Source organism: Pseudomonas sp. HS6, assembly GCF_023375815.1.
In the GTDB taxonomy this organism is placed as follows: Bacteria; Pseudomonadota; Gammaproteobacteria; order Pseudomonadales; family Pseudomonadaceae; genus Aquipseudomonas.
The window spans coordinates 3,017,932-3,043,908 of sequence record NZ_CP067412.1; the positions used below are offsets into that span (position 1 = coordinate 3,017,932).

Consider the following 25,977-nt stretch of genomic DNA (forward strand, 5'->3'; position numbering starts at 1 on the left):
GGCTGCCATTGGCGCTCCTTATATCGATATTCCAGCAGATCGTAAAAAAGATTTTTTCAATCGCAGTATCAATAAACTTAATAGGCACTCAATCGTCCGAAGTTTTGTCCTTGTAATCGCACAAGTCTTCGATCCGACAGCTGCCGCATCGCGGCTTGCGTGCTAGGCACACGTAACGCCCGTGAAGAATGAGCCAGTGATGCGAATCGAGCAGGTATTCCTTGGGTACAAACTTCATCAGTTTGTTCTCCACCTCGACCACATTCTTGCCAGGCGCAATGCCGGTGCGGTTGCTGACCCGAAAAATGTGGGTGTCCACCGCCATCGTCAATTGACGGAACGCGGTATTGAGCACGACGTTGGCGGTCTTGCGGCCGACGCCGGGCAGAGCTTCCAGTTCTTCGCGTGTCTGCGGGACTTCGCCATTGTGGCGTTCGACCAGCAGGCGACAGGTTTCGATCACGTTTTTGGCCTTGCTGTTATAGAGGCCGATGGTCTTGATGTACTCGGACAAGCCTTCGACACCCAAGGCATGAATGGCGGCCGGCGTGTTGGCCACCGGGTACAGCTTCGCTGTGGCCTTGTTCACTCCGACGTCAGTCGACTGCGCAGACAGAATCACCGCGATCAACAACTCGAAAGGCGAGGAGTAGGCGAGTTCGGTCTTGGGTTCGGGATTGTCCTCGTGAAGCCTGCGGAAAATCTCCAGACGTTTTGCGGCATTCATGGGTGATGCGTTTCCTCGGGTAGGGCGGCAGGGCGAGTCCAGGCCTGGCGGGCGGCGAGCAATAGCCCCAGCAGTATGAAGGCGCCAGGCGCCAGCGTCGCGAAATGCAGGCCGTCACTGAACAGAGGCAAACCTAGCCAGTGATCCGACAGGTGATGGCCGATGCTGCCCTGACCGAGCAACTCACGCAACACCGCCAGCAAGGTCATCAGGGTGGCAAACAAGCTGCACAGTTTCAGACGTCCTCGAGATGACAGTCGAAAGAATCCATTGTGTTCCAGGATGGTGCACTGCAAACCAATCAGGCCGGCGTACAGACTGATCATGAGATGCCACTGCACAGCGGCGCGTTGCAAAAGAATCTCGGCGCAAGCGGCCAGGGTAGCAGCCAGTACCAGACTGACCGGCAGCAGGCTATCACTGCTCAGGCGCGACCGCAGTGGTGCCATGCACAAGCCGTACAGGCTCACCACAACGGCGAACATCATCAGGATCGCCAGCGCGCCGGCCACGGAATCAGTGGCGCCGATCAACAGCACCAGCATCATTGAGTTCGACAGGGTCGCTGACGTGTTCATGGCGCGCTCCCCAGCAGGGTGGTCCGATGGTCGTCGAAGTAACGCAGGGCATCGTGGATGGCATTGATGGCCGCGCGAGATGTGATGGTTGCGCCAGCGATCTGGTCAAATTGCCCCTGATCCTTTTTCAAGGCCCATCCCGCATCGGTCGGTTGGCTGCTCGATTTACCGATAAACGCCTGTAACCAGCTATTTGGCCAGTCACCGATATGCCCGCCCAGCGCCGGTGTTTCAGTTTGTTCAAGGGTTTTCACACCGAGCAATCGGCCATTGGCATCGATGGCAATCAGCAACTCGATGCGACCCGCATAACCCTCGCTCTGGCTGCGCAGCAGCACTGCCACGGGTTGGCCGGCTTTGGTCGCCCGATAACCGCCGAGCAACTCGCTGTGGCTCAGGTGGGTGCCGGCCAGTGCCAGAGGCTGTTCAAGAGGCTGATTGTCGTAGGCGTCGACTGAAAGCACGTCCAGCAATTTGCGACTTTCGAGCTGGCGCTGTTCGGCGGCGATGTGCGGCGCATTGCTGCGTTGCACGAGACACGTCATGCCGATCCCTGCCGCTGTCATCAACAACAGGGTGATCAGGCTGCTCGTGCGGTTCATGGTGTCACCTGAGACTGACGGGCAGCGGCAAAGCGTTCAAGAGCCGGTACGCACAGGTTCATCAGCAACACAGCAAATGCCACGCCGTCCGGATAACCGCCCCAGGTACGAATAACGTAAGTCAGGAAGCCGACGCCCACGCCAAACAACAAGCGGGCGAGAGGGCTCTTTGCGCCGGAGACGGGCTCCGTGACGATGAAGAACGCGCCAATCATCGTGGCGCCGCTCAGCAGATGAAACAGCGGAGAGCCATGGGAGTCGGACCCCGAACCGTTCCAGCACAGCAGGCTGATGACGAACAGGCTGGCAAGCATGCCGACCGGTGCATGCCAGGCGACCACCCGGCGCTGTAGCAGGAACAGCCCGCCGGCGAGAAACGCCAGGTTCACCCACTCCGCGCCATGCCCGCCGAAGCGGCCGAATGCCGGGTGGGTGGCAAACAACTCATCGATGGTCAGGCTTTTGTTGATGCGCAGACTGTCCAGTGCGGTGGCCTGGACCCAGGCGTCCGGCGCCACGCCCAGGTTGAACACCTGTTCAATGGCCGTCGTCAGACTCATGGCATGAGCAGGCCAATGGGTCATCGGCTGGGGGAACATTACCATCGCCAGAGCAAAACCGAGCATGGCCGGATTGAACGGATTTCGGCCCACGCCGCCATACAGGTGCTTACCGAACAGCAAGCCCGAAGCGATCGCCGTGACCGTCAGCCACCACGGGCAATAAGGTGGCAGGGCGATTGCCAGCAGCGTAGCGCTGACCACTGCGCTGCCGTCGGTGAGAGTGGCTTGCAGCAGCTGCCGGCGCAGATATGTCACGGCGGCTTCGACACTCAGCGCCGTGACGACGGACAGGATCAGGTTGATCAACACACCCCATCCGTAAAACCAGAACAGCGCCAGCAATCCCGGCAATGTCGCCAGCAAAACCAGCTTCATCGCCTGTTGCAGGCGCTCGTCTCTGGTTTCAATGGATGACATGGGCTTCTACCTGCCGCTCCGCTTCTTGCAGGCGGGTGCGGGCCTTGTCGAGGATGTCGGCTGGCGTGCCGTCACGTCGTTGCAGTTTGTTCAGGTCGGCGCGCGCATAGGCCAGTTCGGTTTTCAGCTGGCGAAGCTGGTTGTCGATCGGACGTTTCTCCACGCGCACCAGATCGGGAGCCGGTTGATCGCTGGCCGCTTCGGCGTCGTGCAACGCTTGTTCGGCGTCACGCAGCGCTTGTTCAAGTGCTGCAATCTGCTCGGGTGGCGCCTCTACGGTCTGCGCCTTTTTCAGCTCGGCACGACGCAACGCCAGCTGGATTTTCGCCCGTTTCAGGTCGGCATCCTTTGCCGGCGCGGTTGCGGCCGGGGCAGGAACAGCCTGGCTTTCCAGTTTGGCCAGTGCCTGTTCGGCGGCTTCGAATTGCTGCTGCAACACGATCAACTGAGACTGCTGTTCGAAGGTTGGCGGATGGCCGAAGGCTTTCAACGATTTGTGCAACTGAGCGCGGCTCATCGCCACATCGATCTTGGCCTTCTTCAGCGCGGCGTCGGCGGTTGCGGCCTTCTGCGCGCGCACCCGCTCCAGTGCAGCCTGCAGCGGATCGAGCGTGGTAGCTGCGACATCAACCTGCGCCGCACGTTGTACGCGGGCTTCGCGTTCGGCCTGTTTCTGCTGTTCTTCTCTTTGCAGACGGGCGTTACGCCGTTCGAAACGTTGGCGGGCGTGATCGCGCTTGGCGGTGCGCGCCCGTTGTTCTTCGACGCTGCTGGCCAGGCCGCCCACCACTGGCAGCGTTCCGAGCGGCAGCGGGTGCATCTCGATGCAGTCCACCGGGCAGGGTGCCACGCACAAATCGCAACCGGTGCACTCGTCGATGATCACCGTGTGCATCAGTTTCGCCGCGCCGACGATGGCGTCGATCGGGCAGGCCTGGATGCACTTGGTGCAGCCGATGCACTCGGCCTCGCGGATGAACGCCACTTGCGGCGGTGCCGAACCACGACTGATATCCAGCTCCAGCACCGGTATTTTCAGCAGCTGCGCCAGGGCTTCGATGGTTTCGTCGCCACCCGGCGGGCACTTGTTGATCGGCTCGCCGGCGGCGATGCCTTCCGCGTAGGGTTTGCATCCGGGATGGCCGCACTTGCCGCATTGGGTCTGCGGTAGCAAGGCATCGATGCGTTGAATCAGACTCATGTTTTGATCAGTCCACTGAATCCGAGAAAAGCCACGGCCATCAATCCGGCACCGATCAACTGGATCGGCAGGCCACGAAAGGGCAGGGGAATATCGTTGTCGGCCGTGCGCTCGCGCAAATCGCTGAACAGGCTCAGCACCAGCCAGAAACCCAGGCCGGCGCCAAGGCTCAGCGCAGATGCATGAAACAGGCCTTTGTCCGCTTGCGCGTTGATCAGTGTCAGCCCCAGCACACCGGCATTGCCCAGCAGCAGCGGCCACAAACCGTCAAACGGCATATCGGGTCGCCAGTGCGCCAGCAACTTCAGCAACGGTGTGATCAGCAGGACGCTCAACGGCAGAAACACAAACAGACGCAGGAATTCCAGTTGCAACGGCACCAGCAGCCAATGCCAGATCGCGTAACCCGCCACACCGACAATCAACATCAGACACAACGTCGCCAGCCCCAGCGCATGCACCTGGCGGCTTTCGCCGCCCAGCAGCGGATCGACGCCCAGCGGCCAGTGCAACACGAAGTTGTTGATCAGCGCGGCACTGAATAGCGTAAGCACAAGTTCGGTCATGGTTCTGCCGTTGGGAGCGGGCGAGTGTCACTTAAGGTTAGGCATTATCCGGCCGCCATGTTGGGTGGGCCAGATATGAAAAATCCCACAGGCGCACGGGGTACGTCTGTGGGATCGATCAGTGCAGAACCTTACTTGATGCGCTGACCCGGCTTGGCGCCGCTGTCCGGGCTCAGCAGGTAGATCTCTTCACCGCCAGGGCCGGCCGCCATCACCATGCCTTCGGAAATGCCGAACTTCATTTTCCGTGGCTTGAGGTTGGCGATCATCATGGTCAGGCGACCGTCGAGTTTCGACGGATCCGGGTAAGCACTCTTGATCCCGGAGAACACGTTGCGTTGCTCGTCACCGATGTCGAGGGTCAGACGAAGCAGCTTGTCCGCCCCTTCAACGTGTTCGGCCTTGACGATCAGCGCCACACGCAGGTCGACGGCGGCGAAGGTGTCGAAGTCGATTTCCGGCGACAGCGGATCCTTGGCCAGTTCGCCGTTGCCGGCAGGCGCGGCGGCGCCAGTGTCGGTCTGGCTGGCGGTCAGGTCTTCTTTCGAGGCGTCGCTCATGGCTTGTACTTTTACCGGGTCGATGCGGGTCATCAACGGTTTGAATTCGTTCAACTGGTGATTGGCCAGCAGCGTGGTGTGGTCGTTCCAGGTCAGCGGAGCGACGTTGAGGAACGCCTCGGCATCGGCAGCCAGCAGTGGCAGCACCGGCTTGAGGAAGATCACCAACTGACGGAACAGGTTGATCGCGGTGGCGCAGACCGCCTGGACTTCATCCTGCTTGCCTTCCTGCTTGTTCAGCGACCATGGCGCCTTGTCGGCGATCCAGGCGTTGGCGCGGTCGGCCAGGGCCATGGTTTCGCGCATGGCACGGGCGAAATCGCGGGCTTCATAGGCATCGGCGATGCTCGGCGCAGCGGCCAGGAATGCATCGGTCAGTTCCGGTGCGGCGTTGCTGTTCACCAGCAGACCGGCGTTGCCCTTCTGGATGAAACCGGCGCAACGGCTGGCGATGTTGACCACTTTGCCGACCAGATCGGAGTTGACCTTCTGCACGAAGTCTTCGAGGTTCAGGTCGAGGTCGTCCACGCCACGGCCCAGTTTGGCCGCGTAGTAGTAGCGCAGGTATTCCGGCGACAGGTGATCCAGGTAGGTACGGGCCTTGATGAAGGTGCCGCGGGACTTGGACATCTTCTGACCGTTGACGGTCAGGTAGCCGTGCACGTTGATGCCGGTCGGCTTGCGGAAACCTGCGCCTTCAAGCATCGCCGGCCAGAACAGGGCGTGGAAGTTGACGATGTCCTTGCCGATGAAGTGGTACAGCTCGGCGGTGGAGTCCTTGCCCCAGAACGCGTCGAAGTCCAGCTCCGGCGTGCGGTTGCACAGGTTCTTGAAGCTGGCCATGTAGCCGATCGGCGCGTCCAGCCACACATAGAAATACTTGCCTGGTTCGCCCGGGATCTCGAAACCGAAGTACGGCGCATCGCGGGAGATGTCCCACTGCTGCAAGCCGGCATCCAGCCATTCGGCGATCTTGTTGGCCACGGCGTCCTGCAGGGTGCCGCTGCGGGTCCAGGCCTGCAGCATTTGCTGGAAGTCCGGCAACTTGAAGAAGAAGTGCTGGGAATCCTTGAGCACCGGGGTGGCGCCGGAGATCGCAGACTTCGGATCCTTCAGGTCGGTCGGCGCGTAGGTCGCACCGCATTTTTCGCAGTTGTCGCCGTACTGGTCTTCGGTGCCGCATTTCGGGCAGGTGCCCTTGATGAAGCGGTCGGCCAGGAACATTTTCTTTTCCGGGTCGAAATACTGAGTGATCGAGCGTTGGGCGATGTGCCCGGCGTCACGCAGCTTCAGATAGATCTGGCTCGACAGCTCACGGTTTTCTTCGGCGTGAGTGGAGTGGAAGTTGTCGAAGTCCACCAGGAACTCGGCAAAGTCGGCGCTGTGTTCAGCCTGGACGTTGGCGATCAGTTGTTCCGGGGTGATGCCTTCCTTTTCCGCGCGCAGCATGATCGCCGAACCGTGGGCGTCGTCGGCGCAGACGTAAATGCACTGATTGCCGCGATGCTTCTGGAAGCGCACCCACATATCGGTCTGGATATATTCCAGCATATGGCCAAGGTGGATCGAACCGTTGGCGTAGGGCAGGGCGCTGGTGACGAGAATCTTGCGTGGTTCGGACATGTGGGGCTTCGCTACTTGATGAAACGGAGGTCGGCCACTATAAAGCGCCGGGAAAGATATTTCACCCCTGCAAATGGTTGCCGGACATGCCGTCCGGACGACAGAAGGGGTAGGATACCCGCCATCTTTTCCCAGTCTTGTTATCGGAGTTGCCCATGAGCGCCGTCACTCGCGCAGCGGTGGAAGCCGTCCTCAGCCAATACACCGACCCTTACCTGAACCAGGATCCGGTCAGCGCCGGTTGCGTGCACAACATCGAAATCGCCGGCGACCGCGTCAGCGTGCAGCTGGAAATCGGTTATGCCGCCGGTCTGTTCAAGAGCGGCTGGGCGCAATTGCTGCAACTGGCCATCGAAAACCTCGACGGCGTGGTGTCGGCCAAGGTCGAAGTCAACACCGTGATCTCTGCGCACAAGGCCCAGGCGCAGATTCCGGGGCTGGCCAACGTCAAGAACGTGGTCGCCGTGGCGTCCGGTAAAGGCGGTGTAGGCAAATCCACCACTGCCGCCAACCTGGCGCTGGCACTGGCCCGTGAAGGCGCGAAAGTCGGGATCCTCGACGCCGATATCTACGGCCCGAGCCAGGGCATCATGTTCGGCATTCCCGAGGGCACCCGCCCGCAGATCAAGGATCAGAAGTGGTTCGTGCCGCTGCAGGCCCATGGCGTCGAAGTCATGTCGATGGCCTTCCTGACCGACGACAACACGCCGATGGTCTGGCGTGGGCCGATGGTCTCCGGTGCATTGCTGCAACTGGTCACGCAAACCGCCTGGGGCGACTTGGATTATCTGGTCATCGACATGCCGCCAGGCACCGGCGACATCCAGTTGACCCTGGCGCAGAAAGTCCCGGTGGCCGGTGCCGTGATCGTCACCACACCGCAGGATCTGGCGCTGCTCGATGCGCGTAAAGGCGTGGAGATGTTCCGCAAGGTCAACATTCCGGTGCTGGGCGTGGTGGAAAACATGGCCGTGCACATTTGCTCGAACTGCGGGCATGCCGAGCATCTGTTCGGTGAGGGCGGTGGCGAGAAGCTGGCGACCCAGTTCGGCGTCGAACTGCTGGCCTCGTTGCCGCTGTCTATGCTGATTCGCGAACAGGCCGATGGCGGCAAGCCGACGGTGATTTCCGAGCCGGACAGCCAGATCGCCATGGTTTATCAGGAACTGGCCCGCCACGTCGGCGCACGAATCGTGTTGCAGGAAGCCGCGTCGCCGGCGATGCCGAACATCACCATCAGTGACGATTGATGCCTGTGGTTTAAACAAAAACGCCCCGGTGCTTGTGCACCGGGGCGTTTTTCATTCTGCGACCGAGGTCAGATGCGCAGCCCGCCGTCCATCTCCAGAATCCGGCCGGTGTAGTAGTCGTTCTCGAAGATGTACGCCGCCGAGTGGGCGATCTCTTCCGGCTTGCCCATGCGCTTGAGCGGAATGCCCGAGGTCATTTTCTCCAGTGCTTCGGGTTTCATGCCCAGGGTCATCTCGGTTTCGATGAAGCCCGGTGCGATGCCCGCCACGCGGATGCCGTAGCGTGCCAGTTCCTTGGCCCAGGTCACGGTCGCTGCCGCCACACCGGCCTTGGCGGCGGAGTAGTTGGTCTGGCCGACGTTGCCCGCGCGGGAGATCGACGAGATGTTGATGATCGCGCCGCTGTTTTTCAGCTCGACCATTTTCGCCGCCACTTCTCGAGTGCAAAGGAACACGCCGGTCAGGTTGACGTCGATCACCGCCTGCCACTGGGCCAGGCTCATCTTGGTCATCTCGCCGTCCTTGACCTTGAGCAGCAGGCCGTCGCGCAGGATCCCGGCATTGTTGATCAAGCCGTGGATCGCGCCGAAGTCCTCGGCGACCTGAGCGACCATGTGTGTCACCTGCTCTTCATTGGCGACGTTGCACAGATAGCTGCGGGCCTCGACACCCTTGGCCTTGCAGGCCGCGACGGCGTCATCGAGTTTTTCCTGGTTCAGGTCGACCAGTGCCAACTTCGCGCCCTTGCCTGCGAAATACTCGGCCATCGAGCGGCCCAAGCCTTGGCAACCGCCAGTGATAATGATTACTTTGTCGTTGAGTTGCATTCGCATGTCCCCGAGAGCAGGTCAGAGTGGTGTCCTTTAGAGAGCCTCTCGATCTGCGCCTGACATGGCCCGGCTGCACATGAGAATTGCCCCTGTGGCGACCGGAACTTATCCCTGTCGCCCGTCCGTTTTTTCGACGGATTCTATTTAAGGAGTCATAAATTGAGCGTTGAAGCGGCTAAGAATGCCCGAGAATTGCTTCTCAAGGAATACCGTGGCGTATTGTCGACCCACTCCAAATCGATGCCCGGTTTTCCGTTTGGCTCCGTGGTTCCGTACTGCCTGGAGGAGCAGGGCCGGCCGCTGATCCTGATCAGCCGCATCGCCCAGCACACCCACAACCTGCAGAAAGATTCGAAGTGTTCGCTGCTGGTGGGTGAGCGTGAGGCTGACGATGTACAAGCCGTTGGTCGTCTGACCTATCTGGCCGAAGCGGAAAAACTTGAAGACGCCGCAGCCATCGAAGCCGCCGCCGAGCGTTACTACCGTTATTTCCCCGACTCCCAGAACTATCACAAGGCCCACGATTTCGACTTCTGGGTGCTAAACCCGGTACGCCATCGTTACATCGGCGGATTCGGCGCGATCCACTGGGTCGATCACCTGACCCTGGCCAACCCGTTCGCCGGCAAGGCCGAGATCAGCATGGTCGAGCACATGAACAGTGACCACGCCAAGGCCATCGCGCATTACGTTGACTTGGCCGGGCTGCCGAAAACCGCTCCCGCACAAATGGCCGGGATCGACACCGAAGGCATGCACCTGCGCATCGGTCAGGCGCTGTACTGGCTGCCGTTTCAAGCGCCTTGTCATACGCCGATACAAGTGCGCGAAGCCTTGGTTTCTCTGGCTCACGCCGAGGTCTGGCCAAAAAATGCGGTGGCCGACGCTTGAATTCACGAAAGGTCGACGTCATCTAAGGCTTACTGCAAGGCATTTCTTGCGTTGAGGAAACTTTGATGCGCCCTTTTTTGTTGCTCTTTCTGCTGTTCCCGGTGTTGGAGCTGTTCGTATTCGTCAAAGTGGCAGGATCGATCGGATTTTTCCCGGCCCTGCTGCTGATCATTCTCGGCTCGATGTTCGGCGTGTTCGTGCTGCGCGTCGCCGGACTGGCAACCGCCCTGCGTGCCCGTGAAAGCCTGAACCGCGGCGAACTGCCTGCGCAAACCATGCTCGAAGGCCTGATGCTGGCCCTGGCCGGTGGCCTGCTGATCCTGCCGGGTTTCATCAGCGACGTGGTCGGTCTGGTGTTGTTGCTGCCATTCAGCCGTCGCCTGGTCGCCAACAAAATGCGCCAACGCGCCGAAGAGCAGGCCATGCGTCAGCGTGCGTTCGCCGACGACCTGCAACCTCGCGGCGGTCCCGCACCGCGCCAGCCTCTGGGTCGCGAAGGCGATGTGATCGAAGGCGAGTTCGAACACCGCGACACCAAGTAACTTCTGCATCGACACGGCACCTTCGGGTGCCGTGTTCGTTTGCGGGGCCAATTCATGAAGCCGCAGTGAAAATTTTTTAGCCCCGCCCTTGTAATAAGCTTATGCGCCCTTATGTATCGGTCACCGAAAGGTTTCCGACATTTGAGTCGGACAGACTTCCGCGGTTCGCTCGACGAGCCGCAACCGGCGCAGGCCGGATTCGTTAAACCCGCCGGGACTACACCGGCCGATGAAAACCACAATTAGGAGAGATCGACAATGAAGCTTCGTCCTCTGCATGACCGCGTCGTTATCCGTCGCAGCGAAGAAGAAAAGAAAACCGCTGGCGGTATCGTCCTGCCAGGTTCGGCTGCTGAAAAAGCCAACCACGGTGTGATCGTCGCTGCAGGCCCAGGCAAGACTCTGGAAAACGGTGAAGTGCGTGCGCTGGCCGTTAAAGTCGGCGACAAGGTTGTGTTCGGTCCTTACTCCGGCAGCAACACTGTGAAAGTCGACGGCGAAGACCTGCTGGTAATGGCTGAGAACGAGATTCTCGCTGTACTGGAAGGCTGATTTCCCGCTCATTTTCCCGCTACTACAAAGTATTTAAGGAATATCGATCATGGCTGCTAAAGAAGTTAAATTCGGCGATTCCGCCCGCAAGAAAATGCTGGTTGGCGTAAACGTCCTGGCTGACGCGGTAAAAGCGACCCTGGGCCCGAAAGGCCGTAACGTGATCCTCGAGAAGAGCTTCGGCGCTCCGACCATCACCAAGGACGGCGTTTCCGTCGCCAAAGAAATCGAACTCGAAGACCGTTTCGAAAACATGGGCGCGCAGCTGGTCAAAGACGTTGCCTCCCGTGCCAACGATGACGCTGGTGACGGTACTACCACCGCTACCGTTCTGGCTCAATCGATCGTCAACGAAGGCCTGAAAGCCGTCGCTGCCGGCATGAACCCGATGGACCTGAAGCGCGGTATCGACAAGGCGACCATCGCTGTCGTTGCCGAGCTGAAAAAGCTGTCCGCACCATGCACCGACACTAAAGCGATCGCTCAGGTTGGCACCATCTCCGCCAACTCCGACAACTCCATCGGCGACATCATTGCCGAAGCCATGGAAAAAGTCGGTAAAGAAGGCGTGATCACCGTTGAAGAAGGCTCGGGCCTGGAAAACGAACTGTCGGTTGTAGAAGGCATGCAGTTCGACCGTGGCTACCTGTCCCCGTACTTCGTCAACAAGCCAGAGACCATGGTTGCCGAGCTGGAAGGCGCGCTGATCCTGCTGGTCGACAAGAAGATCTCGAACATCCGCGAAATGCTGCCAGTACTGGAAGCCGTTGCCAAAGCCGGTCGCCCACTGCTGATCGTTGCCGAAGACGTTGAAGGCGAAGCCCTGGCGACTCTGGTTGTGAACAACATGCGTGGCATCGTCAAAGTCGCAGCCGTCAAGGCTCCGGGCTTCGGCGACCGTCGCAAGGCCATGCTGCAGGACATCGCCGTTCTGACCGGCGGTACCGTTATCTCCGAAGAGATCGGCCTGAGCCTGGAAAGCACCACTCTGGAACACCTGGGTAGCGCCAAGCGCGTAACCCTGTCCAAGGAAAACACCATCATCGTTGACGGTGCTGGCGTTGAAGGCGACATCCAGGCACGTATCGCTCAGATCCGTGCCCAGGTTGCCGAGACTTCCTCGGACTACGACCGTGAAAAACTGCAAGAGCGTCTGGCCAAGCTGTCCGGCGGCGTTGCAGTGATCAAGGTTGGCGCTGGTTCCGAAGTTGAAATGAAAGAGAAGAAAGCCCGCGTTGAAGACGCCCTGCACGCTACCCGCGCAGCCGTTGAAGAAGGCGTGGTACCTGGCGGTGGCGTTGCGCTGATCCGCGCTCTGAACGCGATCATCAACCTGAAAGGCGACAACGCCGACCAGGACGTCGGTATCGCTGTTCTGCGCCGCGCTGTTGAAGCACCGCTGCGTCAGATCGCTGCCAACAGCGGCGACGAGCCAAGCGTTGTGGTCAACGAAGTCAAGAACGGCAAAGGTAACTTCGGTTACAACGCCGCAACTGGCGAATACGGCGACATGATCGAAATGGGCATCCTGGACCCAACCAAGGTAACCCGTTCCGCTCTGCAAGCTGCATCGTCGATCGGCGGTCTGATCCTGACCACCGAAGCCGCTGTTGCTGATGCACCGAAGAAAGACGGTGCTGCTGGCGGCGGTATGCCAGACATGGGCGGCATGGGCGGCATGGGCGGCATGATGTAAGCCAGCCTTACCCCGAAACGAAAAACCCCGCCTGCGATGAGCAGGCGGGGTTTTTTATTGCCCTGATTTTGTTATCTGGCGTTTGAGTAATCAGGCGTTTACCGGTTGTGCCTTCATGACCGCTTCAGCTTTGACCGTCGGGCGATACAGCACCCAGTAATACGACCCCAGGCAGATCAGCCAGCAGAAAATCGCCGTCCACACGTTGTGCGAAAAGAAGTGTGCGCCCTGCATCATCCGGCTGATCGAGAACACCGAACCCAGCGCAAAGGCAAAGATGAACGCCTGCCGCGCGAGTCGCGGGCGACGATCACGCAGCACGAAGAACAGCGCAAACAAGGTGAAACCCGTTGCGGCATGGCCACCGGGCCAGCAGCGGCCGGGCTTGTCGGTTGGCGGGCGGTGATCCAGCAGTTTACTGTAGGTTTCATGGCCGCCGAACTGCTCAAGGCTCCACGGGCACTGCACGGCGGTCACGGCTTTCATCGGTGTCACAAATGACGTCGCCAGGCCCAGCGACAGCACCAGGCATCCCAGCTCACGCTTGAATGGCTTGAGTTTTCCAATGAAAAACGCGGCGATGAAACCGATGACGGAAAACACCGAAAACGCGATCACCACCTCTTTGGCGCGGTCGTGAAGGATGTTTTCCAGGAAGTAACTGTGGCGCCCGATGAAGTCGCCGGCGGCCGGATCGTAAAACATCCGGGCCAGGTTCATGTCCAGATCGGTCAGTTCCAGCAAGACCAGAATGGCGGCCGCGACAGCGGGTATCCCCAGACACAGCCAAAAGTTCAGCGGGCGAGGGGCAGGGCGTACAACGCTTGATGACATGACGGATCCAGAACGGGAAAACGCCCCGGGGCATCAGCCCGGGGCGCTTCGATTAACGATCGCTGACTTGCGCGGCACCCTCCTTGGGCGCTTTCCAGCCAAGCAGCTGTTGCTTGAAGCCATAACTGGCGGTTTGGTAATACGTGATGGCGCGGCTCACCAGCGGATCGTCGCTGTTGACCCGCGACTCGCGGCTTTCGGTCAGCGCGTCGTCATGCCGGCGCAGGCCCTGACGTGGGCTGAGGATCGCCAGATCCTTGCCGTCGAACAGCCCCAGATGCTGATAGTTGCCCACCACAACCCGAGGCGGCAGCGGGTTGTCCTGCAGCAGATTGCGACCGAAGAACGTCGATTGGTAATCCAGGTTCAGCAACCCCAGCAAGGTCGGCGCGAGATCGATCTGGCTGGCCAGTTGAGCGTTTTCTCGCGCTTCGATCATCTTCGGTGCATAGATGAAGAGAGGGATCTGGTAGTTGGTGATCGGCAAGTCTTCCTTGCCCGCGCTGCCAGCCGTGTGGTCGGCGACGAAGATGAAGATCGTGTTGTCGAACCACGGTTTTTCACGCGCCTGTGCCAGGAACTGGCCGATGGCGTAGTCGGTGTACTTCACTGCACCATCGCGACCGTTGCCGGACTTGATGTCGATCCGGTTGTCCGGATAGGTGTACGGACGATGGTTGGAGGTGGTCATCAACTGCAAAAGGAAAGGCTGCTGCTTGGCGTAATCGGCGTCCGCCAGCTTCAGGGTCTGTTTGTACAGATCCTCGTCAGCCATGCCCCAGGCGTTCTTGAAGTGAATCTCCGACTCATCGACGCTGCTCTGATCGACAACGCGATAGCCGTTGCCACTGAAGAACGCGTTCATGTTGTCGAAGTAGCCACGTCCGCCGTACACGAACACGCTGTCATAGCCGACAGCGCTCAACTGCTGGCCCAGGCTGGCGAAACCGCTTTCGCGACCGATACGCTTGACGATCGAACGGCCCGGCGTCGGTGGAATGGCCAGGGTGATGGCTTCCAGGCCTCGGTCGGTGCGGGTGCCGGTGGCGTAGAAGTTGTTGAAGTACAGGCTCTGCTTGCGCAAGGCGTCGAGGTTCGGCGTCAGGTTGCGGCCGTCACCGTTGCTGCCCAGGTATTTGGCGCTGAGGCTTTCGATGGTCACCAGCACGATGTTCGGCTTGCGGGTGACGCCGGGGTTATCGATATTGCGACGGATGTCCTGCGGATCCTGGCCGACGAAACGGGCATTGGGCTCGTTCAATTCGGCACGAATCTGACCGGCGACTTTGTCCGCTGGCAGGCTCTTGTAGAACTGGCTGTAGTCCAGTTCGTTGTTACGGAACGCGGCGAAGAACTGATACGGGCCATTGCTCGCCAGTTCATTCTGATAGGCGTTGCCGCCCTGGGCACGCGGTGCGTCCTGACTGATCAGTTGCAGGCTCAGTCCGGCAACCACCAGCAGGGCCAGCGCATTGAGCAGGCGTCCGCGCAGTGGTGGCAGCGGTGCGTCGAGCGCCGCATTGAACGGCTTGCGCAAAGCGAAACTCAGTACCAGAGCCAGGACCGCCAGAATGCTCAGCAACTTGCCGATCGGGTAGGACTCCAGCACGTTGTTCAGCACTTCGTCGGAGTACACCAGATAGTCGACCGCGATGAAGTTGAAGCGCACCCCGAACTCATCCCAGAACAACCACTCGGCCACCGCCGTGAACAGCATGGCGTACAGGCTGACGGTCAGCAGTCCCTGCAGGAACCAGCGGTGACCGCGACGGCGCCACAAGGCGGGCGGGCACAGCAGCAGATACAGGCCCATCGGCAAAGCGGCATAGGCCAGGAAGCCCAGGTCGTAGACCAGGCCGACGCCGAATACGGACAGCGCGCCACCACCGGCCTCATCCAGGTGAGTCAGCAGCAGTACGATACGGGTGAGGAGAAACACCACCAGCCAGGCGCCGGTGACCAGCAGCAGATAGCGCATAGGCGCTGTCTTGAAAAAGCCCATTGTTTTCTTTTCCTTTTATCAATGGCGCGGGAGTTTCGCGAAGCCACTGTAATGAGGTTGTGAATCGATAGTGAAAACTTTGTTAAAGATTTATGTTGGTTGAGCAAATCGATCTGTCGGGGCGCCAACCCTAGCCCTGAGCCGAAGTTGGCCGTAAGCTGCGCGGGCCATGACGGCCGTTACTGTGTACGGAAGAGGTGCCCATGCGAATTCTATTGGTCGAAGACAACCGCGATATCCTGGCCAACCTGGCCGATTACCTGGGCCTGAAGGGCTATACCGTCGATTGCGCCCAGGACGGTCTGTCGGGCCTGCATCTGGCGGCCACCGAGCACTACGACCTGATCGTGCTCGACATCATGTTGCCGGGCATCGATGGTTACACCCTGTGCAAACGCCTGCGCGAGGATGCGCGCCGCGACACGCCGGTGATTATGCTCACCGCCCGCGATCAGCTCGACGATCGCCTGCAGGGCTTCAAATCCGGGGCTGACGATTACCTGGTCAAACCCTTCGCCCTGTCGGAACTGGCAGCGCGGATCGAAGCCGTGATGCGCCGGACCCAGGGCGGCGGTCGTCGTTCCTTGCAGGTCGGAGATCTGAGCTACGACCTCGACACGCTCGAAGTGACCCGGGAAGGCAAGCTGCTCAAGCTCAACCCGGTGGGTCTGAAACTGCTCGCGGTGCTGATGCAGAAGAGTCCGCACGTATTGCGTCGGGAAATTCTCGAAGAGGCCCTGTGGGGCGATGACTGCCCGGACAGCGACAGCCTGCGCAGTCATGTTCACCAATTGCGCCAGGTGATCGACAAACCGTTCGCCAAACCACTGCTGCACACCGTGCACGGCGTGGGTTATCGCTTGGCCGAGGGCCGCGATGGAGTTTAAGCAGAGCCTTGCCCAGCGGATCATCATCGCGTTTGCATTGATGAGTGCACTGGTGGCAGGGGCCTTCGCCATGGGCATCGTCGCGACGGTGCACCTGGTGGAAGAAAAACTGATTTCCGCAGGATTGGGCGGCGACTTGCAGCGCCTGTTGTTGATGGACAACGTCTCGGACTGGAGCCATCGACCCGAGCCGGATCAGTTGTTCTATTTCAGCGGCGGCCCGGGTGACTTCGAACTGCCCAAGGATCTGCGACATCTGGATTCCGGGTTTCACGAAGTCTTCCGCGAGCAGCTGTCGTATCACGCGATGGTCGAAATCGTCGACGGCCGACGCTATGTGCTGCTGCAGGATCAAAGCGATTTTGAAGAGCGCGAGCGCGTGCTGTTCGCCGTGGTGCTGGTGGGCTTCGTGCTTAGCCTGGCGCTGGCGGTTTTCCTCGGCTGGGTGCTGGCACGCAAGGTGATGGCGCCGGTGGTACGGCTGGCGCGTCAGGTGCGTCATCGCGACCAGTTACTGGGCCTCGCGCCGCCGCTGGCCCCGGATTACGCCGCTGATGAAGTGGGCGAACTGGCAGTGGCATTCGATGCGACGCTGGGGCGTTTGCGTCAGGCGCTGACGCGCGAACGGCTGTTCACCAGTGATGTCAGCCATGAATTGCGCACACCGCTGATGGTGCTGGCCAGTTCTTGTGAACTGCTGCTGGAAAACCCGGGCATCGATCAGCGCGGCCGCGCCCAGGTCGAGCGTATTGCCCGTGCCAGCGAAGAAATGCGCGAACTGGTGCAGACCTTCCTGATGCTGGCCCGTGCCCAGCGTGAAGATGCGGGGGCCGCGCCCCGGCACAGTCTCGGCCAGGTGGCAGATAATCTGCTGGGCCTGTGGCGCGAACCGATCGAGTCCAAGGGCCTGAACCTGATTTTCGAACCGGGCAATCCGCCGGATACCCTCTACAACGCCACCCTGCTCAATGCCGTCATGGGCAACTTGCTGCGTAATGCTTTGCACTACACCGAGCACGGCTTCATTCGGCTGACGCTCAATGCCAACGGCTTTGTGGTCGAGGACTCGGGCGTGGGCATTCCCGAGGAGAAGCGCGAGGCAATGTTCCAGCCTTTCGTGCGGGGCAGTGAAAAGCGTGGAGAGGGCCTGGGACTCGGGTTGTCATTGGTACAGCGCATCTGCGAGAACCAGGGCTGGAGCGTCACATTGAGTACGATGGAACCCAATGGCTGCCGTTTCGAAGTAGATCTTGGCCAGCGCTGAATCCCTCCAACGCGGCGCAAAAAAGCTGCCAACCTGAACAAATCCTGTATAACCTTGAAATAGTTCGTGGGTTTACGCGACGTTTTTTTCACAAAGGGATGACCTGACACTGACACGCGCCTGCCTAAGGTGGAGGTATCAGTATTCAGGAGTCCCGATGATGTCCGGCCCGATCAAGCTCGATTTTTCCGAAAAGTATGACGACAACCATGCGCAGAAATATCTGCGCAAGCATCAGGATGGTCTGGGGCGTCGTCTGTCCAACTGGCGAGATCAGCAGTTGGCTCGCAAGGCGTTGACTCTGGTCGGCGAGCCGGGACTCGTGCTGGATCTGCCGTGCGGCGCAGGACGTTTCTGGCCGTTGCTGGCGGAAAAGCCGAATCGGGTGATCATCGGGGCAGACAACTCCGAGTCGATGATCAAGACGGCGATGCAGGCCCAACCGGCGGATGTAGTGAAACGGGTACAACCCTTGCACACATCGGCGTTCGACATCGCGTTGCCTGACAATGCAGTGGACAGCATTTTCTGTATGCGTTTGCTCCACCACATCGGTGAAGCCGAGCATCGACGGACGATTCTGCGCGAATTCGAACGCGTTACCCGGGACAGTGTGATCATTTCGTTGTGGGTTGACGGCAATTTCAAGGCCTGGAAACGCAAGCGCGCCGAGAAAAAGCGCGGGCAGGAAGGTTACCAGAATCGATTTGTGTTACCGGCCGCTACGGTTGAAAAGGAATTTGAAGAGGCGGGATTCAGGATTCAGGAACAACTGGACTTTATCCCGCTCTATGCCATGTGGCGAGTTTACGTATTACGCAAGAGGTAAGAGGATGGCAGTGCAATTTGCAGCAGAAACGGGAGTCGCTCCCCAGGATCGCTTTGACTACTACTGGAACCAGCGCGGTGAGTGGGTGGAAGAACCCAACGTGCGTCGTGGTGGCGAAAGTGGCGTGCAGCGGGTGGTGGGGCGCGATGGTCAACTGCTGTATGCCAAACGCCAGACAGGACATATCTATCGCAGTTGGTTGCACCCGTTCGGGCGGCCGACCGTATTGCGTGAGCTGGATGCGCTGACCGGTGTAAGCAAGCTCGGCGTCCGGGTCCCGGAAATCGTCTTTTGCGGTGCCCAGCCTGATCCGCAGCACAAGTGGCGGGCGTTGCTGGTCACCAAGTCGCTGGACGGCTTTCAGGAGCTTGAACAGTGGGAAGCGGCAGGTGGCCGCGAGCAGTTCGGTGAGGCTGTGTATGAGCGCGTACTCAAGGATCTCGCCGAAAACCTGGCTCGCATGCACAAGGGCCGCTGGCAGCACAGTTGCATTTATATCAAGCACGTATTTGTCCGCGTCACCGGCGAGGGTGAGTCAGCCAAAGTCGAAGTGGCCCTGATCGATCTTGAAAAGTGCCGTCAACGTCTGACCGCTCATCGCGCAGCCTCCCATGACATGAAACAATTGCGCCGCCACTCGTCGTTCAGCCCTACGGACTGGAAGAAACTCGTCTATTTTTATGAGACGGCGTTTGGCAGCGCTATCAAAGGTTTATAGCGATGAAACTAGAAATTGCGCGAGGTTTGTTTCTGGTAGGAGCCTTGGCAGTTGCATCTTTGGCGGTGGCGGCCTGGGAACAGCCACGCATGCAGGTGATTGGTGCATCGACCAACGATGCCCATTGCCCGATGCCGCGGGTGGCGAAAGTCTCCGAGGCAACCAAGCCCGACCATGATTTGCTGCTGTTCATGTTCGGACTTTCTCAAGGGATGAGGCCGCAGAGTTGAATCGATTGATGCCACTTTATACAAGAGCCAAAGGCCTCGCAGATGCGAGGCCTTTTTTGTGCGCGTATGAAAACGGCGGTTACGTGGAGGGTGCGGGATCGGGTTTGGCCAGCACGGTGTAGACACAGGGCAAAACGAACAACGTAAACAGCGTACCGATCGACATCCCCGTGGCGATCACCGTCCCGATATCGAAACGGCTTACCGCTCCCGCGCCACTGGCCAGGATCAGCGGCACCATGCCGAACACCATGGCAGCTGTGGTCATCAGGACGGGGCGCAAGCGAATCGCCGCCGCTTCCTCGACCGCCTCACGAGGCGTCAGGCCCTTTTCCTTGCGCAACTGGTTGGCGAACTCGACGATCAGGATCCCGTGTTTGCTGATCAGGCCGATCAGTGTCACCAGCCCGACCTGGGTGTAGATGTTCATGCTCGACCAGCCAAGGAACAACGGAATCAACGCCCCGCAAATCGACAACGGTACGGTCACCAGAATCACCAGCGGGTCGCGGAAGCTTTCGAACTGCGCCGCCAGCACCAGGAAAATGATCGCCAGCGCCAGCGCGAAGGTGACCCACAGTGCGCTGCCTTCCTGGACGAACTGTCGTGAAGCGCCACCGTAATCGAAAGCAAAACCGGCAGGTGCTTCTTCCCGGGCAATCTGCAACACGCTGTCGATGGCCTCGCCCATGCTGACCAACGGGAACCCGGACAGCTTCGCCGCGTTAAGTTGCTGGAACTGGTTGAGCTGTCGCGGTCGTGCCCGGTCGGTCACGGTGATCAGGGTCGACAGCGGCAGCAACTCGCCCTGGGTGTTTTTCACGTAGTAGTTATTCAGCCAGTCCGGATTGTCGCGGTAGGCCCGTTCAACCTGGGCGATAACCTTGTAACTGCGACCCTCGATGGTGAAACGATTGATCTCCGCCTCGCCAAGCAGAGTGGCGAGAGTGCCGCCCAGATCCTGCATCGACACACCCATCTGCGCTGCTTTGGCGCGGTCGATATCGACCACCACTTCCGGTTTGTCGAAGGCCAGGTCCAGGTCGACGAAAGCGAACTTGCCCGACTCCATCGCACGCTTCTTGATCCGGTCAGCCACCTGCAGCAACAGCTCGTAGTCGTTGGCCGTGTTGATCACGAATTCGAACGGCAGGCCCTCGCCGGTGCCGGGCAGGGAGGGCAGGTTGAAGCCGAAAATCTGCAGGCCGGGGATGTTTCCGAGTTTGCCCTGCACCTCGGGAAGAATCTGCATCTGTGTACGGCTGCGCTCGTTCCACGGTTTGAGCAGGAAACCGCCGATACCGGTCTGCACACCGTTGTAGCCGTTGATCTGGAACGAAGAGTAGTACTCCGGGAATTCCTTGAAGATCTTCACGAACTCGTCGGTGTAGGTGTTCAGGTAATCGAGGTTGGTCGGTTGCGGCGCGTTGGCCATCATGAAAATGATGCCCTGGTCTTCGTCCGGCGCCAGTTCCGACTTGGTGAACTTGAGCAGCACCGGAATCAGGCACAGCACGATCACTGCGAACACCAGCACCACCGGCCGGGTATTGAGGGTGCCGTGGAGCATGCTCTGGTAGCGTCGCTTGAGGCGATCGAAGATCCGGTCGAGACGATGGGCGAGTCCGCTGGGGTTTTCCTCATGTCGCAACAAGAAGGCACACATCATCGGCGACAGGGTCAGGGCGACAATCCCGGAAATCACCACGGCTCCCGCGAGCGTAAGTGCGAACTCCTTGAAGAGTGCCCCGGTCAACCCTGTCAGGAAACCGATCGGCGCATACACCGCTGCCAGGGTGATGGTCATCGAGACCACCGGCATCGCGATTTCCCGGGCGCCCTCAAGTGCGGCATCCAGCGGTGTCTTGCCTTCCTCGATATGTCGGTGGATGTTTTCCACCACCACGATGGCATCGTCCACCACCAGACCGATGGCCAGCACCATCGCCAGCAGAGTCAGGAGGTTGATCGAGTAGCCCATCATCTGCATGAAGAACATCACGCCGATCATCGACAACGGAATGGTCACCACCGGGATCACCACCGAACGCAGCGCGCCGAGGAACAGGAAAACCACCACGATCACGATCAGCACCGCTTCGAACAGGGTCTTCACCACCTCGTCGATGGAAGCCTGGATGAACAGCGTGGCGTCGTAGGCGATCTCGCTCTTGAGGTTGGGCGGCAACTGGGCCTCCAGCTCCGGCATGATCTTGCGCACTTCCTTGATCACGTCGAGCGGGTTGGCACCGGGCGTCGCCTTGATCCCGATGTAGACCGAGGGTGTGCCACCGAAGGAACTGATGGAGTTGTAGTTTTCCGCACCCATTTCCACCCGCGCCACATCACTGAGCAGCACACGGCTGTCGCCACTGACCTTGAGCGGAATCTTGCCGAAGGCCTCGGCCGACTTCAGTTCGGTGTTGGCGTTGATGCTGGTGACTACGTACTCGCCTTTCACCTCACCGGCGGCGGAGAGGAAGTTGTACTGGCGCACCGCGTTGCTCACGTCGCTGGCGCTGAGGCCGAAACCGGCGAGTTTCACCGGGTCGATCCACAGGCGCATGGCGAACACCTGATTTCCCAGAATCTCGGCTTCGGCCATGCCCGGCAGAGTGGCCAGTTTTGGCTGGATCACCCGCGACAGGTAGTCAGTGATCTGCGGGTTGCTCAGTTCCTTGCTGAAGAAACTGATGTACATCAGTGCCGAGGCATCGGCGGCTTCCTTGCTCAGGACCGGGTCTTCGGCATCCTGCGGCAGTTTGTTCTTCACCTCGTTGGCCTTGGCCAGCAGTTCGGTGAACAAGCGGTCGCTGTTGGAGCCGATACGCGCGTAGATCGAAATCACCGAGAAGTTCTGACGACTGACCGAGGTCATGTAGTCGATACCCTCGGCGCTCGCCAGGCTCTGCTGCATCGGCTGGGTGATGTAGCCCTGGATGGTTTCGGCGTTGGCCCCGGGGTAGGCGGTGGTCACCGTGATCAGGGCGTTTTCCATTTGCGGGTACTGGCGCAGCGGCAGCTTGCTCCAGGCCTGGAAGCCCAGCAGCACAATCAGCAGGCTGACCACGGTGGCGAGCACCGGGCGGCGGATGAACGGATCGGTAAAAGCCATGAGGATTCCTTGATCAGTCGGCGCGGCGCGGACGGTTCTGCTCGCCGAGGGTCTTGTCGTCGCTGATGGCAATGTGTGCGCCGTTGTCCAGTTTGATCTGGCCGGCCGTCACCACTTGTTCACCGCTCTGCACGCCCTTGTTGATCATCACCAGCCCCTCGCGGCGTTCACCGGTTTCGATGAAACGGCGCTCGGCGATCAGTACCGGTTGGCCCTTCTCGTCTTTCTCGACGCTGCCGTCTTCAGCTTTCTTCTGCCCGACCACGTAGATCGAGTTGCCGTAGAGGGTGTAGGTGATCGCGCTTTCCGGCACGACGATGTGCTTCTGCGGATCTGGTAGCAGCACTTCAACGCTGGTGAACATGCCCGGCAGCAGCTTGCCGTCGGGGTTGGCGAGTGTCGCGCGGACCAGAATGTTGCGGGTGGTGCTTTCGACAATCGGGTTGATCGCGCTGATGGCACCGGTAAAGTTCTGGCCGGGATACGCGGCGACCGTAATCTGCACCGGTTGGCCGATCGCCAGTTTCGGCACGGATTGCTCGGGCACATAGAAGTCGGCGTAGAGACTGCTCAGATCCTGCAGGGTAGCGATTTTGGTGCCGCTGGCGAGGTAATCGCCGATGTCGACGAGGCGGATGCCGATGGTGCCGCTGAAGGGCGCGACGATGCGTTTTTTGGCCAGCGCCGCATTGAGCTGATTGACCGTCGCCTTGTTTTTTTGCAGTTGCGCCGAGAGCCGGTCGAATTCGCCCTTGGAGATCGCGCTGCTGCCGACGAGTTGGCTGCCGCGACCGTAATCCAGCTGCGCGAGGCCGAGATCAGCCTTGGCGGTTTCCAGGAAGGCTGCCTCGACGGCACTGTCCAGTTGCAGCAAGGGTTGGCCTGCCTTGACCTTCTGTCCCGATTCGAACTTCAGCTCGGTCACGGTGCCGGCGTTTTCCAGGCTCAGATCGACGCCCTGCAATGCCTTGAGTGTGCCGACGGTAGGCAGGCGCATCTGCCACGGGCGCTCGGCGGCTGTGGCCACGGCGACGCTGATCGGCGGTTTCGGTTTGGAAAAGCCCTGGATCATCGTGTAGATCGAGAAGGCCTTGTAACCGGCGAGAAGCAGAACGATCAGCAGCACAACACCCAACATGATCAGCATGCGGCGACGCAGCATATTCCAGTTCCTTGGAGAAAATCAGGCGAGACAGGCGGGAACATTACCCCGACTCCGGCAGGGAATCCAACTGCCAGTTTTTACAGGGTGTGAAGGAGGAAGGTGTACAAAAGCGGTGCCGCCGACCGAGCGGTCGGCGGCGAATTTCAGGCCATCAGATGAAGATGGTTGTCCCAGAGCCCTGCGGGCAAATCCAGCGGTTTGGCCAGCAGTTCGTCCTGACGGCAATCGTAGTAGCGGCAACGTCCTTGCCCCGAGGTCACGACGAAGCCGTCCTTCACCGCACCGACACCGGCACAGTCAGGCAAAGGGGCGTCGAGGCGCACTTCGCCGCTGTCCAGATCCCAGATGAAGAACCGGTTGCCGCGCGGTGCGGTCAGCGCCACCAGTCGCAGGTCACTGTGCACGGCGACGCTGGCGGTGTAATGACCCATCGACTGCAACTGATGCTCCGGCACCGGGAACGCCACGAATGGCTGGCCCGGACGCTTGATCGCCAGCAACTCGGAACGCTCTTGGGAAGGCCCCATGAATTGCTGGCCGGCGACGATGGTGCCGTCGCTGGCAATCCCTAGGTGACGCACGCTGTTCATCGACTGGGCGAGGGTTTCCTTGCTCAGCAGGGTGCCGTCGCGTTGCATCAGCACCAGGCTCGGTTCCATGGCGTTGAGGTTCATGTCGACCCGGCTTTCAGCCTCGGTACGGATCCCGCCGTTGGCCACTACCAGGGTTTCACCGTCGGGCATCCACGACACCTGATGCGGGCCGAGACCGTGGGTGGAAATCTCGCCGCTGTGCACCAGTCGTTCACCCTCGAACTTGTACACCCCGAGCAGGCCGCGGCCTGGATCGGTGGTGTCGTTCTCGGTGGCGTACAGGTAGTCGCCGCTGTGATGGATCACCGCGTGGCCGTAGAAGTGCCGGTTCGGCTGCGAGGTCACGGTCTGCAGCAATGCACCGTCGCGCAAATCGATCAGGTAGCTCTCGGTGCCCGGACGCCGGGCGACGAACAGCGCGATCGGCAGCGTCGGGTGATTGATGATGTCGTGGCAGCGCTGGCCGACCTCGGTGGCGAACACTCGCGTGCCGTCCAGCCGATAACCGACGGCGTAGTGCTTGCCGTCGGTGTCATCCCGCGCCGACAGCAGCAGCGGGCTCTGATCCTTGCGCTTGAACAGCGTCCAGCCGCCCAGTGTCACTGCTCCCAGCAGCAAACTACCTAAAGTCAGAGCCTGGCGTCGCAGCATGGCACTTGCCCTCATCAGTCACCGTCGTTGGCGTTGAAGCCCAGTTGGATGCCCAGCGCCTTGGCCAGTTCGCCTTCGTGCAGGCGGTGGACGACGTTGAGGCTGTCGTAGATGTCGTTGAGTTGCTGGCGACCGGCGTCGTCTTCGAGCATTTCGGTCAGCGAGCGCTGAGTGCTGCCGAACAGTTTGAGCGAGGCTGCGTACGCCGCGTCGATCTTGTCCGCCAACGGTTTCTGCTCGGCTGGCAGCAAGCCGCGCAGGCCTTTGTTGTCGACGCCTTCCCAAACGGTCTTGGCGGCGGCCAGGCTGGCTTCCATGGCCGTCAGGGACGACTGGCTGCGCCACGCATCGGCCTGGAACGGTTGCGGCACGCCTTTGCTCTGGCGGCCCATTGGCGTGCCGAGCTTCTTCTTCAGGGTGTCGAGGGCGGTGACCTGCACACGCAGCAGATCGGCGATCGCTTCGTGGGAGTCGGCGTAGCGCTGGTTCGGGAACTTGCTCATCTGCGCAAGCATGCCGTCGGTGTTGTTCCAGCTGCTGAGAATTTCTTCGGCCAGGAGTTTCTGGCGCTCGCCGATGGCCACCAGCAACGGGCAATACTTGGCTTTCTGCGCGTCGTTGGCCACGTCAGGCTTGGCGTCGAACAGGATGTATTCGTAGGCCGACAGGCCCTGGACCACGACGCTGGATTTGGCCAATGCTGCGGCATCGATCTGCGGCTGGGCGGTGACCAGTTGCTCGACCTGACGGCCGACCAGGTTTTTCTTGTCCGGCCAGAACTGCACCTGCCACGAACGATTTCCCTCGGCCAGCGGGCCGATCAGCAGTGGTTGCAGCTCGGCCCAGGCTTTTTGCGCATGCAGGAAGTCGGCGCGGGCAGTTTCCAGGTTTTCCTTGCCCTGGCAGTAGGCGAGGGCGCTGACAGCCAGTTGCTTGTCGGCTTCGACCCAGCGGGTGTAGGTCGGCAGGATCACCGATTTGGCGATGGCGGCGGAGGTGACCGCTTGCGGATCTTGCGGTGAGCACGCGCCGAGGGCCAGTGCGGCAAGGCTGGTGAACAACAGCTTGGGACGGAACATGTCGGGCTCCCG

Annotated in this window: 24 protein-coding genes; 10 read left to right on the plus strand and 14 right to left on the minus strand. The window is 60.2% G+C overall.

What is annotated here, in order from left to right; translation table 11 throughout:
- Positions 1-88 precede the first annotated feature (88 nt).
- The 7 genes from nth to metG all read right to left on the minus strand — a co-directional run bounded on the left by nth (position 89) and on the right by metG (position 6,837).
- Positions 89-727, minus strand: a complete 639-nt coding sequence (gene nth, locus JJN09_RS13665) for an endonuclease III (RefSeq protein WP_249490585.1) — start codon at positions 725-727, stop codon at positions 89-91.
- Positions 724-1,305: an Rnf-Nqr domain containing protein gene (locus JJN09_RS13670; protein ID WP_249490586.1), complete on the minus strand. Its 582-nt coding sequence runs from the start codon at positions 1,303-1,305 to the stop codon at positions 724-726. The genes nth and JJN09_RS13670 overlap by 4 nt, the downstream gene beginning before the upstream one ends.
- Positions 1,302-1,907: an RnfABCDGE type electron transport complex subunit G gene (locus JJN09_RS13675; protein WP_249490587.1), complete on the minus strand. Its 606-nt coding sequence runs from the start codon at positions 1,905-1,907 to the stop codon at positions 1,302-1,304. The genes JJN09_RS13670 and JJN09_RS13675 overlap by 4 nt, the downstream gene beginning before the upstream one ends.
- A complete protein-coding gene (locus tag JJN09_RS13680; RefSeq protein ID WP_249490588.1) occupies positions 1,904-2,887 on the minus strand; it encodes an RnfABCDGE type electron transport complex subunit D in 984 nt (327 codons plus the stop codon). The genes JJN09_RS13675 and JJN09_RS13680 overlap by 4 nt, the downstream gene beginning before the upstream one ends.
- Positions 2,874-4,088 (minus strand): electron transport complex subunit RsxB, encoded by a 1,215-nt coding sequence (rsxB, locus tag JJN09_RS13685; protein ID WP_249490589.1) that lies wholly within the window; start codon positions 4,086-4,088, stop codon positions 2,874-2,876. Before rsxB ends, JJN09_RS13680 begins: the two co-directional genes overlap by 14 nt.
- Positions 4,085-4,654 carry an electron transport complex protein RnfA gene (locus tag JJN09_RS13690; RefSeq protein WP_249490590.1) on the minus strand — a complete coding sequence of 190 codons (570 nt, stop codon included), beginning with the start codon at positions 4,652-4,654 and terminating at the stop codon, positions 4,085-4,087. The genes rsxB and JJN09_RS13690 overlap by 4 nt, the downstream gene beginning before the upstream one ends.
- A 131-nt stretch (positions 4,655-4,785) precedes the next feature.
- On the minus strand, positions 4,786-6,837 hold the full coding sequence (metG, locus tag JJN09_RS13695) for a methionine--tRNA ligase (RefSeq protein WP_249490591.1): 2,052 nt from the start codon (positions 6,835-6,837) through the stop codon (positions 4,786-4,788).
- 155 nt (positions 6,838-6,992) lie between these two features.
- Here metG and apbC point away from each other — a divergent pair, with 155 nt between their 5' ends.
- Positions 6,993-8,087 (plus strand): iron-sulfur cluster carrier protein ApbC, encoded by a 1,095-nt coding sequence (apbC, locus tag JJN09_RS13700; RefSeq protein ID WP_249490592.1) that lies wholly within the window; start codon positions 6,993-6,995, stop codon positions 8,085-8,087.
- 68 nt (positions 8,088-8,155) lie between these two features.
- Here apbC and JJN09_RS13705 read toward each other — a convergent pair whose 3' ends face one another.
- On the minus strand, positions 8,156-8,914 hold the full coding sequence (locus JJN09_RS13705; RefSeq protein ID WP_011335726.1) for an SDR family oxidoreductase: 759 nt from the start codon (positions 8,912-8,914) through the stop codon (positions 8,156-8,158).
- 162 nt (positions 8,915-9,076) lie between these two features.
- Here JJN09_RS13705 and JJN09_RS13710 point away from each other — a divergent pair, with 162 nt between their 5' ends.
- The 4 genes from JJN09_RS13710 (at position 9,077) to groL (ending at position 12,598) form a co-directional block, all read left to right on the plus strand.
- Positions 9,077-9,808, plus strand: a complete 732-nt coding sequence (locus JJN09_RS13710) for a HugZ family protein (RefSeq protein ID WP_249490593.1) — start codon at positions 9,077-9,079, stop codon at positions 9,806-9,808.
- A 65-nt stretch (positions 9,809-9,873) separates the two neighbouring features.
- Positions 9,874-10,350: an FxsA family protein gene (locus JJN09_RS13715; protein ID WP_007953217.1), complete on the plus strand. Its 477-nt coding sequence runs from the start codon at positions 9,874-9,876 to the stop codon at positions 10,348-10,350.
- A gap of 258 nt (positions 10,351-10,608) precedes the next feature.
- Complete coding sequence (locus JJN09_RS13720; RefSeq protein WP_003227685.1) at positions 10,609-10,902, plus strand: co-chaperone GroES; 294 nt, start codon at positions 10,609-10,611, stop codon at positions 10,900-10,902.
- 49 nt (positions 10,903-10,951) lie between these two features.
- Complete coding sequence (gene groL / locus JJN09_RS13725; protein WP_096818431.1) at positions 10,952-12,598, plus strand: chaperonin GroEL; 1,647 nt, start codon at positions 10,952-10,954, stop codon at positions 12,596-12,598.
- Positions 12,599-12,688: 90 nt separating this feature from the next.
- Here groL and JJN09_RS13730 read toward each other — a convergent pair whose 3' ends face one another.
- Complete coding sequence (locus JJN09_RS13730) at positions 12,689-13,432, minus strand: phosphatase PAP2 family protein (RefSeq protein ID WP_249490594.1); 744 nt, start codon at positions 13,430-13,432, stop codon at positions 12,689-12,691.
- 52 nt (positions 13,433-13,484) lie between these two features.
- Positions 13,485-15,434 carry an LTA synthase family protein gene (locus tag JJN09_RS13735; protein WP_249490595.1) on the minus strand — a complete coding sequence of 650 codons (1,950 nt, stop codon included), beginning with the start codon at positions 15,432-15,434 and terminating at the stop codon, positions 13,485-13,487.
- A gap of 203 nt (positions 15,435-15,637) precedes the next feature.
- Between JJN09_RS13735 and colR the strand changes: the two genes are divergently transcribed.
- The 5 genes from colR (at position 15,638) to JJN09_RS13760 (ending at position 19,362) form a co-directional block, all read left to right on the plus strand.
- Positions 15,638-16,321: a two-component system response regulator ColR gene (gene colR, locus JJN09_RS13740; RefSeq protein WP_085709546.1), complete on the plus strand. Its 684-nt coding sequence runs from the start codon at positions 15,638-15,640 to the stop codon at positions 16,319-16,321.
- Positions 16,311-17,585: a HAMP domain-containing sensor histidine kinase gene (locus tag JJN09_RS13745; RefSeq protein ID WP_249490596.1), complete on the plus strand. Its 1,275-nt coding sequence runs from the start codon at positions 16,311-16,313 to the stop codon at positions 17,583-17,585. The genes colR and JJN09_RS13745 overlap by 11 nt, the downstream gene beginning before the upstream one ends.
- 160 nt (positions 17,586-17,745) lie before the next feature.
- Positions 17,746-18,414: a class I SAM-dependent methyltransferase gene (locus JJN09_RS13750; protein ID WP_085730665.1), complete on the plus strand. Its 669-nt coding sequence runs from the start codon at positions 17,746-17,748 to the stop codon at positions 18,412-18,414.
- Positions 18,415-18,418: 4 nt separating this feature from the next.
- Positions 18,419-19,132, plus strand: coding sequence for a lipopolysaccharide kinase InaA family protein (locus JJN09_RS13755; RefSeq protein WP_249490597.1), 714 nt, complete (start codon positions 18,419-18,421; stop codon positions 19,130-19,132).
- A gap of 2 nt (positions 19,133-19,134) precedes the next feature.
- Complete coding sequence (locus JJN09_RS13760; RefSeq protein WP_249490598.1) at positions 19,135-19,362, plus strand: hypothetical protein; 228 nt, start codon at positions 19,135-19,137, stop codon at positions 19,360-19,362.
- 79 nt (positions 19,363-19,441) lie between these two features.
- Here the strand turns inward: JJN09_RS13760 and JJN09_RS13765 are convergent, their stop codons facing one another.
- From JJN09_RS13765 to JJN09_RS13780, 4 genes are all read right to left on the minus strand, one after another.
- Complete coding sequence (locus JJN09_RS13765) at positions 19,442-22,477, minus strand: multidrug efflux RND transporter permease subunit (protein ID WP_249490599.1); 3,036 nt, start codon at positions 22,475-22,477, stop codon at positions 19,442-19,444.
- 13 nt (positions 22,478-22,490) lie between these two features.
- Positions 22,491-23,639, minus strand: a complete 1,149-nt coding sequence (locus JJN09_RS13770; RefSeq protein WP_249490600.1) for an efflux RND transporter periplasmic adaptor subunit — start codon at positions 23,637-23,639, stop codon at positions 22,491-22,493.
- 146 nt (positions 23,640-23,785) lie between these two features.
- Complete coding sequence (locus tag JJN09_RS13775) at positions 23,786-24,886, minus strand: DUF1513 domain-containing protein (RefSeq protein ID WP_249490601.1); 1,101 nt, start codon at positions 24,884-24,886, stop codon at positions 23,786-23,788.
- A 14-nt stretch (positions 24,887-24,900) separates the two neighbouring features.
- Positions 24,901-25,965: an imelysin family protein gene (locus JJN09_RS13780; RefSeq protein ID WP_192558867.1), complete on the minus strand. Its 1,065-nt coding sequence runs from the start codon at positions 25,963-25,965 to the stop codon at positions 24,901-24,903.
- Positions 25,966-25,977 lie beyond the last annotated feature (12 nt).

Bases quoted from the DNA above. Each gene is read 5' to 3' on its own strand.
- nth (WP_249490585.1), bottom strand. From the start codon at position 727: ATGAATGCCGCAAAACGTCTGGAGATTTTCCGCAGGCTTCACGAGGAC.
- JJN09_RS13670 (WP_249490586.1), bottom strand. From the start codon at position 1,305: ATGAACACGTCAGCGACCCTGTCGAACTCAATGATGCTGGTGCTGTTG.
- JJN09_RS13675 (WP_249490587.1), bottom strand. From the start codon at position 1,907: ATGAACCGCACGAGCAGCCTGATCACCCTGTTGTTGATGACAGCGGCA.
- JJN09_RS13680 (WP_249490588.1), bottom strand. From the start codon at position 2,887: ATGTCATCCATTGAAACCAGAGACGAGCGCCTGCAACAGGCGATGAAG.
- rsxB (WP_249490589.1), bottom strand. From the start codon at position 4,088: ATGAGTCTGATTCAACGCATCGATGCCTTGCTACCGCAGACCCAATGC.
- JJN09_RS13690 (WP_249490590.1), bottom strand. From the start codon at position 4,654: ATGACCGAACTTGTGCTTACGCTATTCAGTGCCGCGCTGATCAACAAC.
- metG (WP_249490591.1), bottom strand. From the start codon at position 6,837: ATGTCCGAACCACGCAAGATTCTCGTCACCAGCGCCCTGCCCTACGCC.
- apbC (WP_249490592.1), top strand. From the start codon at position 6,993: ATGAGCGCCGTCACTCGCGCAGCGGTGGAAGCCGTCCTCAGCCAATAC.
- JJN09_RS13705 (WP_011335726.1), bottom strand. From the start codon at position 8,914: ATGCAACTCAACGACAAAGTAATCATTATCACTGGCGGTTGCCAAGGC.
- JJN09_RS13715 (WP_007953217.1), top strand. From the start codon at position 9,874: ATGCGCCCTTTTTTGTTGCTCTTTCTGCTGTTCCCGGTGTTGGAGCTG.
- JJN09_RS13720 (WP_003227685.1), top strand. From the start codon at position 10,609: ATGAAGCTTCGTCCTCTGCATGACCGCGTCGTTATCCGTCGCAGCGAA.
- groL (WP_096818431.1), top strand. From the start codon at position 10,952: ATGGCTGCTAAAGAAGTTAAATTCGGCGATTCCGCCCGCAAGAAAATG.
- JJN09_RS13730 (WP_249490594.1), bottom strand. From the start codon at position 13,432: ATGTCATCAAGCGTTGTACGCCCTGCCCCTCGCCCGCTGAACTTTTGG.
- JJN09_RS13735 (WP_249490595.1), bottom strand. From the start codon at position 15,434: ATGGGCTTTTTCAAGACAGCGCCTATGCGCTATCTGCTGCTGGTCACC.
- colR (WP_085709546.1), top strand. From the start codon at position 15,638: ATGCGAATTCTATTGGTCGAAGACAACCGCGATATCCTGGCCAACCTG.
- JJN09_RS13745 (WP_249490596.1), top strand. From the start codon at position 16,311: ATGGAGTTTAAGCAGAGCCTTGCCCAGCGGATCATCATCGCGTTTGCA.
- JJN09_RS13750 (WP_085730665.1), top strand. From the start codon at position 17,746: ATGTCCGGCCCGATCAAGCTCGATTTTTCCGAAAAGTATGACGACAAC.
- JJN09_RS13755 (WP_249490597.1), top strand. From the start codon at position 18,419: ATGGCAGTGCAATTTGCAGCAGAAACGGGAGTCGCTCCCCAGGATCGC.
- JJN09_RS13760 (WP_249490598.1), top strand. From the start codon at position 19,135: ATGAAACTAGAAATTGCGCGAGGTTTGTTTCTGGTAGGAGCCTTGGCA.
- JJN09_RS13765 (WP_249490599.1), bottom strand. From the start codon at position 22,477: ATGGCTTTTACCGATCCGTTCATCCGCCGCCCGGTGCTCGCCACCGTG.
- JJN09_RS13770 (WP_249490600.1), bottom strand. From the start codon at position 23,639: ATGCTGCGTCGCCGCATGCTGATCATGTTGGGTGTTGTGCTGCTGATC.
- JJN09_RS13775 (WP_249490601.1), bottom strand. From the start codon at position 24,886: ATGCTGCGACGCCAGGCTCTGACTTTAGGTAGTTTGCTGCTGGGAGCA.
- JJN09_RS13780 (WP_192558867.1), bottom strand. From the start codon at position 25,965: ATGTTCCGTCCCAAGCTGTTGTTCACCAGCCTTGCCGCACTGGCCCTC.